The sequence below is a fragment of the Pseudodonghicola flavimaris genome (assembly GCF_030164425.1).
Classification (GTDB): Bacteria; Pseudomonadota; Alphaproteobacteria; order Rhodobacterales; family Rhodobacteraceae; genus Pseudodonghicola; species Pseudodonghicola flavimaris.
Genome location: NZ_JASNJD010000042.1, coordinates 1 through 7,174 on the forward strand (window position 1 = coordinate 1; position 7,174 = coordinate 7,174).

Annotated in this window: 10 protein-coding genes; 1 reads left to right on the forward strand and 9 read right to left on the reverse strand. The window is 59.6% G+C overall.

Features of this window, described 5'->3' with window-relative positions; genetic code table 11:
* The 6 genes from QO033_RS24940 to QO033_RS24965 all read right to left on the reverse strand — a co-directional run.
* Positions 1-404, reverse strand: a 404-nt coding sequence (locus tag QO033_RS24940; protein ID WP_284483410.1) for a rhodanese-like domain-containing protein, incomplete at its 3' end; no start/stop codon positions are given.
* A 452-nt stretch (positions 405-856) separates the two neighbouring features.
* Positions 857-1,240 (reverse strand): type II toxin-antitoxin system PemK/MazF family toxin, encoded by a 384-nt coding sequence (locus QO033_RS24945; RefSeq protein WP_050686564.1) that lies wholly within the window; start codon positions 1,238-1,240, stop codon positions 857-859.
* A gap of 9 nt (positions 1,241-1,249) precedes the next feature.
* Entirely contained in the window at positions 1,250-1,645 is a 396-nt protein-coding gene (locus QO033_RS24950) for a hypothetical protein (protein WP_050686563.1), read from the reverse strand.
* An 11-nt stretch (positions 1,646-1,656) separates the two neighbouring features.
* A complete protein-coding gene (locus QO033_RS24955) occupies positions 1,657-2,226 on the reverse strand; it encodes a replication/maintenance protein RepL (protein ID WP_074743504.1) in 570 nt (189 codons plus the stop codon).
* A gap of 522 nt (positions 2,227-2,748) precedes the next feature.
* Positions 2,749-3,315 (reverse strand): hypothetical protein, encoded by a 567-nt coding sequence (locus QO033_RS24960; protein WP_043872401.1) that lies wholly within the window; start codon positions 3,313-3,315, stop codon positions 2,749-2,751.
* On the reverse strand, positions 3,312-3,572 hold the full coding sequence (locus QO033_RS24965) for a hypothetical protein (protein ID WP_043872400.1): 261 nt from the start codon (positions 3,570-3,572) through the stop codon (positions 3,312-3,314). Before QO033_RS24965 ends, QO033_RS24960 begins: the two co-directional genes overlap by 4 nt.
* A gap of 153 nt (positions 3,573-3,725) precedes the next feature.
* Here QO033_RS24965 and mobQ point away from each other — a divergent pair, with 153 nt between their 5' ends.
* The gene (gene mobQ, locus QO033_RS24970; RefSeq protein ID WP_082033416.1) at positions 3,726-4,958 is read left to right on the forward strand and encodes a MobQ family relaxase; all 1,233 of its coding nucleotides are present in this window, start codon (positions 3,726-3,728) and stop codon (positions 4,956-4,958) included.
* Between the two features lie 50 nt (positions 4,959-5,008).
* On the opposite strand, the gene QO033_RS24975 is transcribed toward mobQ, so the two are convergent.
* From QO033_RS24975 to QO033_RS24985, 3 genes are all read right to left on the reverse strand, one after another.
* Positions 5,009-5,293 carry a hypothetical protein gene (locus QO033_RS24975; protein ID WP_043872399.1) on the reverse strand — a complete coding sequence of 95 codons (285 nt, stop codon included), beginning with the start codon at positions 5,291-5,293 and terminating at the stop codon, positions 5,009-5,011.
* A 49-nt stretch (positions 5,294-5,342) separates the two neighbouring features.
* Positions 5,343-6,635, reverse strand: a complete 1,293-nt coding sequence (gene chrA / locus QO033_RS24980; RefSeq protein WP_043872398.1) for a chromate efflux transporter — start codon at positions 6,633-6,635, stop codon at positions 5,343-5,345.
* A gap of 3 nt (positions 6,636-6,638) precedes the next feature.
* A partial coding sequence (locus QO033_RS24985; RefSeq protein ID WP_284483411.1) for a chromate resistance protein ChrB domain-containing protein occupies positions 6,639-7,174 on the reverse strand: 536 nt, incomplete at its 5' end.

Below are 7,174 nucleotides of genomic sequence, written 5' to 3' on the forward strand. Positions count from 1 at the left end.
CAGGCAATCCGGTCGATTTTTGGACGATGGCGCGTCACCCACACTGTGCGACCCAACGCGTCAAGCGGCGGCAGTTTGTCCGTTATCACCAACGGGAGCTTCGCGTCTCTCCATGCGAATTGCCCGCCTTCAAGGACTTCTGCATTAACTCCTGAAGCGCGCAGCAAGGCCGCAGCTCCCTGACTAATCTTGAGGCCCTTTTGACAATAGACCACCACTGACCGGTCTTTGAGCGTTTCGGCCAGATCAACGACAGAATTGAACGGGTGGCGGTAAGCTCCGGGAATGAGTCTTGGATCATCGTCGAAATCTTCATCGATGCGCACATCGAGAAGGGTTGGACAATAGGGAGTCCCAATCAGACGGGCCAGAGCAGATACGGGGATTTCATTGTACGACGCCATAAAGCATCCTCCATGCAAAGAGCGAGAACTGGAAGGATGCAAGATTGGGCTGGCGCCTCACGGGGTTCTTGCGGACCCCTGAATTACTTTTCTAGATGCCATCGCTTCAAGTGTCAAACCCAAGAGCCGCCGTTGGCTGCATCGCAGAAATCCCGAAGTAAGGGCTCGAGTCAGATTTCGCCGCGCTCTGCATGAACGGCTGCTTTACTGAACCCGCAAGGGCATCGAGCGTTCCGATATTTGAGGTCTTCACGCTCGATGCCCTTGCTATCGGCGCACCTAGTTGCTGACGGAACTCACACGGTAGATATTTCATGAAGAAGGTCTAAAAAACGAAAGGGGCGGACTAGCCACCCCTTCGCATCTATTTCCCACCTAAGGGAAGCGGTCACGGTTGCCCGCGCCGTATCTGGCTCCTTAGGTAGCATCCTGTGGCCACAGAGTCAAGATTTTCAGTATGGGAGATTCTTGAGCGCGCGCTCTTTAATGTGCTCGAAATCGGCTTCGGAAATGCGCGGGATCACTCGCCCAGGTGGACTTAGGCGGCTTACGGCCACCGTCATCAGGTGGTCACAGATCACCCACGCTTGTTTCGCCTGTAGCGGGGACTGCATAGGGTAAGCATGTGGGTTGTCAGGCTGCGACTTGGTAGAGAAAGGCAGCACTGTGACTTTGCCGTGAAGGGTCGTTTTCAGCGACATGATGAGCACGGGCCGTGTTTTCCAGAACTCGGGCAACTGGGCGTCGTCGGGTAGCTTGCACCAATACACCTGACGGATGCGCGGAGCACTCTTGACGGTTGGCGCAACGCGCGGCGGTGGGGTTTCTTCTGCCATTCTGTTCCGTCACCTTTTCCACGGCCAGCGCCAGCCGGGGCGTTGTGCCTCTTGCGGGGCAGGCAGCATCCGGCGCAAGTCCTCGATGTGCTTCCCCCTCTCTTCCGCCAGTGCCTCGGCCACGGCGGCGCGTTGTTCGGCCTCTGCCAACTGTGCTTTCAGCGTATTAACTTCACCGGGCAAGTGGGTGTTCTTGTTGGTAAAGTTATCTGGTTCATCTTGTCCACCTGTTTTCGCGCTTTCCGTCCGTGGCTGGTAAACTCTGGCAAGTTCTGCAGGATCAATTTGCCACTGGCCTTTCCCATCCTGAACACCAGAAACTTTGCCGGTTTTCAGTGCTTTTGTGAGTGTTGGGCGGGATACTTGGTAAATCTTTACCGCCTCACGGATGGAAACATTAGCCACGGTGAATACCCCTATTCGCTATCTTCAGTAGGATGGCCAAAGGCGGGCAAGCTTGGTTCTAGACCGGGAAAGGATGGCTGAGAAACGGGTGGTAAACCTTGACCGGCTGGAAGCTGAAGCTCACCGACACGGGGCAGGCGGTGCAACTCTTCCTTGGCCGCATCGAGAGCACCAGCGGGTTGTTCATCCTCGCTGACCAGAACCTCGGCTTGCAGGCGCGAATACCGGAGCTTGTCACGGCCTTCTGTCCACGCCACGCGGCTATTCAGAACATAGGCGTTTACCGTGCCACTTGCGCCAATCTGGACAACTTCGACCCAGTTCCCGGATTCCAGTATCTTGATGGCGCGCTTCACTGTTGCAGGCGAGGAACCCATGAGTTTTGCGAGCACTTTGTGCGAGGCGACGATAGCGTTCTGTTCCCCGACATTCGCCACCAGGACATGCAGCAACGCCCCGGCAGCGGGCGACTTAACTGCCAGCCGACCCCACGCTTCATGCGCTGCGCGGTCGGTTTGGACGAAGTGTCCCCGCTGCTTCTTTGCCGGAAGCATTGCCCGTTCTCCCCCTAGCTCATCCATGACCTACCCCTAGCTCATCCATGTTCAAATATCAGTTAAATCTGCAGCATATCTTTATCTGGCTGCTCTAATTTCGACCATACTGACCCGTCAAATATCGGTCAAGCTTGTTCAAATTTCGAGCAGACCTAGGTCACAGCTATGAGCTAGGGGTAGGTCACAGCTGTGACCTACCCCCCCCCCTTAAGTCCTTGTTTTTATTGGCTCGAAATTTTCCGCCTTCTAATGATCTATAGGAGGGCAAAAAATCCACGCTCGTTCGATCGGTAGCGCTCGTCAGTAAGCTGGCGAACGATCGGGCGGGGGTGGAGTTTTTGACTGACACAGGCGACGGAGGAGCCTGTTTATCTGTCAGTGCGTTTTTCGCACCATTGCTGATGATGTTCGTACATACCGCTGGCGAAACGCCAACCGGATGGGGTGGGTCAGGCAGGGAGGGGAAGGGTTATCCCCAATCTCGCCTTTCAACGCCTGTGGCAACGGTCGGATTGTGCTGAGAATGGGAAGGAGGTCGGTGGCTCCTCAATTCTCCCCTTGCGGTACTTGCCTGATCCAGAAGGCGCAGAAGCTGGATCCGTTGTCCTGGTCCACGACCTGCCCACCGAACCACGATCTACCGCAGTTGTAGCGCACCAGATCATCGACCGAGAGGGCCGACTTGGCCGTTTCCATGCCATAGGCCAGCAGAAGGCCCAGAACGGCCCCTGTGGCGAGCATGGAGGCCAACCACACCCAGAACCCGCCAAAGTAGCGCCACGCCTGCCTGCGGGCCTCTCCGGCGGCCTGTGAGAGGCTCCGGGCGGCTTCGAGGCTCTCGGTCCGGGTTTTCGCGATAGCCCCCTCAGCGGCGCTCGCAGCGGCTTTGGCGGTCTCTTCCCGGAGCACTGCCGCAACCCCCAGCAAACGCATCTCGACGGCTTTCTGGACTTCGGGGCCAACCTTGCACATCCGATCCACACCCTCGGCCAGCATTTCGTGCAGGGCTTCGGCATCTTCCTTGTCCAGACTGGTCCGCTTCAGGCGTTCCATGTCCTGCCGGATCAGGGTGATTTCATCAACGAGCTGCTGGAAGGGGTCTTTGACGCTCATGGACGTTCCGCCTTCGCAGCGACGCCATCCAGTTCTTCCAGCAATCCGACCAGCTCTTTCTGATCGACTTCGCGGGTGACGGCCCGACGCAGGAGGGCGGCGAGGGCGCGGGCCTTTTCCGGGTCTTTCAGCGCGTTGGATATTGCCACTGATCCGACGATGATCTTGCGGCGAGTTTCGCTGGCCTTCTGGCGTTCTTTCAGACGAGCCAACTTGGCCTGCGTCGCTGCAATCTGTTGATCAATACTCCGCGCCATTCTGACCTCCGCGTTCCTGACATCTGTTGATTTCTGGCAAAGGTTGAGGCAAGGTGCAAGACACGAAGTGCCCACTTATACAAACGCTGCGCGTTTGTGTGGGCGGGGGAGACTAGCGTTTCCCCTCGACCCCTAAGCAAAGTGCGGCACAGAATGGCAATCTATCATCTCAGAGCTTCGATGATTTCCCGCAGTCAGGGCCGCAGCGCCACAGCGGCTATTGCCTATCGTGTGGCGGAGCGTATCGAAGACCGCCGCACCGGGCTGACCTTCGATTACGCCGCGCGGGGCGGTGTCGATCACACCGAAATCCTCGCCCCGGATCATGCACCGGATTGGGGCCGCGACCGATCCGAGTTGTGGAACCGCGTCGAGGAAGCCGAGACCCGGAAGAACAGCCAGGTCGCCCGCGAGGTGCGCGTGGCCCTGCCTGCCGAGCTGACCCATGCGCAGCGTGTCGAGCTGGTCCGGGACTTCGCCCAGGAACAGTTCGTGGACCGTGGCATGATCGCGGATATCGCCCTGCACGCGCCAGGGCGCGATGGCGATGATCGCAATCACCATGCCCACATTCTGCTGACCACCCGCGAGATTGGCCCCGAGGGCTTCACCACCAAAAACCGCGACTGGAACAAGGTCGAGGTTCTGGAAGGCTGGCGCGAAGCCTGGGCGCGGGACAGCAACATCGCCCTTAAGCGCGCCGGCATCGAGGATCGCGTGGATCACCGGACCTTGGAGGCCCAGCGGGACGAGGCGCTTGAGCTGGCATCGGCGGCGCGGGAGCGCGGCGACGAGGGCGCGGAGCTGGTGCAGACGGTGCGCGCTATTGAGCTGGACCGACCGCCGTTGCCCCAGCTTTCCCCCGGCGCGTGGCAGATGAAAGAACGCGGCATCGAGGTCGGGCGGGTCGGGGCCTGGCACGAGGCCAAGGCCCGCGCGGCTGAGGTGATGGAGGTCGCCCGCGAGCTGGCCGGTCATGTCCGCGACTGGCTCGACCGGGCGGCGGATCGCGTGTTGGACCGTCTCGGGCCGGAGCAATCCGAGCTGGCGCTTGCCGGAGGGCGTGAGGGCCGGGAGCAGGAACCCGACCTTGCCACGCGGCTGCGCGAAGCGTGGGAAGGTCGGAAAGAGGGTCGGGAGCAGCATGAAGCCGATGCCTCAGAGCGGGAGGTTCCGGACGATCTGGCGGCGCGGTTGCGGGCCGCGGCAACCGGGATCGACCGGGAGGCGTTCGGAGATCGCGTTTCCGCGTTGCGCGAGGGCCGCGAGGCCGAGGAACAGCACACCGCGCAGGAGCAGGAGCGGCAGCGCACCAAGGAGCTGGAACAAGAGCAGGAGCGCGAAGTTCATGCCCGCCGCGACCGAGGGCATGATTACGGGTTGTAGACCTTCGCTGCGCTGCTCGCGAACAACCGCTGTGCGGACTTTGCTGCCTTTCACCAACTGTTAATGCACGTCCGCTTTGCCTTAGGCCCCATCGGAGGGTTTGCTTGCTTCGCAATCAATGATCCAAGATCGGCTGTCGGCGATCCCGCCCGCCGGGAGGCCGCGATCTTGGTCTCGACCTCATTCAACGTTCGGATGGACCCACCATAGGTGTCCTCGTAGTAGTGCTCCAGGAGTTCAGGCGTGAAGCCCTCAATCTTGTGCGCCTTGAACGGAAGTCCCCTCACAAAGTGCTCTTGGGTCGGTCCGTGCGCGGGCTTGGGAGTGTCTGTCATCTCATGTCCTTTCAGTAGGTCGAAAATCTGGTGGGAAAAGGTGGGGGGCTCACAGAAAAAGTCTCAGAGCGGCCCCCAGTAACGCGGCAACGAGCAAAATCCTGATAATCCCCCAGTGCAGCCGGAACGCTAGAAAGCAGCTGAGCAGAAACAGCGCTACGGCGAGCCATTCGATTGTGGCGAGGTCCGGTCGCCACAAGGTCACAGGGCCCAGGGTCTCGCGGCTCACATTGGTGAACAACACGTGCAGCGCAAACCAGAGCGAAAGATTGAGGATGACACCGACGACCGCCGCAGTGATCGCCTTGAGCGCGCCTTTCAGCCTCGGTTGGTTCGAAATCCATTCGATGTAGGGCGCACCGGCAAATATCCATAGGAAACAGGGCGCGAACGTCACCCAAAGCGCCACCACGGCGGCGCTGAGGCCAAGCAGAAGTCCGCCTTCCTTGAACCCGGCGAGGAAGCCGACGAACTGCGTTACGAGGATGAGCGGGCCTGGCGTGGTCTCCGCCAGTCCGAGCGCGTCGACCATTTCGCCTGCCGTCAGCCAGCCGAACTGAACAACGACATCCTGCGCCATATAGGCGAGAACCGCATATGCCCCGCCGAAGGTCACGACGGCGAGTGTGGAAAAAAACCTGCCTACCTCGACAAGAAGGTCCGGCGCGCCCAGCCAACCGAGGGCCAGCAATGGCAGAAGCCAGATCGCCATCCAGGTAGCAATTGTCAGGCCCGTCTTGCCTACCGAGACATGCGCCATGTCCACGGTTTGCCGATCCATGTCTGCGGTTCCCATGAACCAGCCGAACAGGCCCGCCATGAGAACGATCAACGGATAGGGGATCGATAGGAAGAATATCCCGACAAACGCCAGAGCGGCGATCACCCAATGCACTTTCTGCGACAGCGCTTTCTTGGCGACCCGCAACAATGCCTCGACGACGATCACCAGGACGGCGGCTTTGATGCCGTAAAACAGCGCCTCGACCAGTGGCACATTGCCATAGATGCTGTAGATCGCAGCAAGCGCCATGATCACGGCCGCGCCGGGAACGACAAAGAGCAACCCGGCGATAAGGCCGCCAATTGTGCCGTGAAGCCGCCACCCGGCATATGTGGCCAGTTGCATCGCCTCCGGACCGGGCAGCAGCATGCAAAGGCTCAACGCATTCAGGAATTGCTGCTCGGAGAGCCAGCTACGGTCTTCGACGACCTCCTTATGCATCAGTGCGATCTGGGCGGCAGGACCGCCGAAGGACAAGATTCCGATTTTCCACCACACGCGGGTCGCGTCGGAGAGAGACGGAGCCAGGTCCGTCTGGACATCATTCATACTGCTCATGACTCAAGCCTTTGTCGAAGCAGCAGGCCAGTCATGCCCTTCGCTCGTCGCGTCACGCGCCCATCGGTAAAAGGCATCGTAAAGCAGCATACCCGCGTCTAGTTGTTCCAGATCATCGCGGAACATGCGTGACAGACCCAAAGATGCTGCCAGAAGGCCAGCAGCCTCCGGTGCCAGATCATGTCTGTTGGTGTCGGCCCCGCGCACGATCACGGCCAATCTCTCAAGCGCCTCATGGCCGATGCCGAACTCCTCGATCATGGTATCGAACGTGCAGGTTTCGCCGCGATGGCTCCAAAACACATCCTCGATGTCGAATGGGGTCGCATTGAAGCGCTCAGCCACGTTGCCCACCTGTGAGGCGGCAACAAACAGGATTTGTGCCTTTGGGTCGATAAAACGACGAATGAGCCAAGGACAGGCAATCCGGTCGATTTTTGGACGATGGCGCGTCACCCACACTGTGCGACCCAACGCGTCAAGCGGCGGCAGTTTGTCCGTTATCACCAACGGGAGCTTCGCGTCTCTCCATGCGAATT

What these genes read in the sequence shown, in the direction of transcription:
- QO033_RS24945 (WP_050686564.1), bottom strand. Translation starts at nt 1,240, where the DNA reads ATGGCAGAAGAAACCCCACCGCCGCGCGTTGCGCCAACCGTCAAGAGT.
- QO033_RS24955 (WP_074743504.1), bottom strand. Translation starts at nt 2,226, where the DNA reads ATGGATGAGCTAGGGGGAGAACGGGCAATGCTTCCGGCAAAGAAGCAG.
- QO033_RS24960 (WP_043872401.1), bottom strand. Translation starts at nt 3,315, where the DNA reads ATGAGCGTCAAAGACCCCTTCCAGCAGCTCGTTGATGAAATCACCCTG.
- QO033_RS24965 (WP_043872400.1), bottom strand. Translation starts at nt 3,572, where the DNA reads ATGGCGCGGAGTATTGATCAACAGATTGCAGCGACGCAGGCCAAGTTG.
- mobQ (WP_082033416.1), top strand. Translation starts at nt 3,726, where the DNA reads ATGGCAATCTATCATCTCAGAGCTTCGATGATTTCCCGCAGTCAGGGC.
- QO033_RS24975 (WP_043872399.1), bottom strand. Translation starts at nt 5,293, where the DNA reads ATGACAGACACTCCCAAGCCCGCGCACGGACCGACCCAAGAGCACTTT.
- chrA (WP_043872398.1), bottom strand. Translation starts at nt 6,635, where the DNA reads ATGAGCAGTATGAATGATGTCCAGACGGACCTGGCTCCGTCTCTCTCC.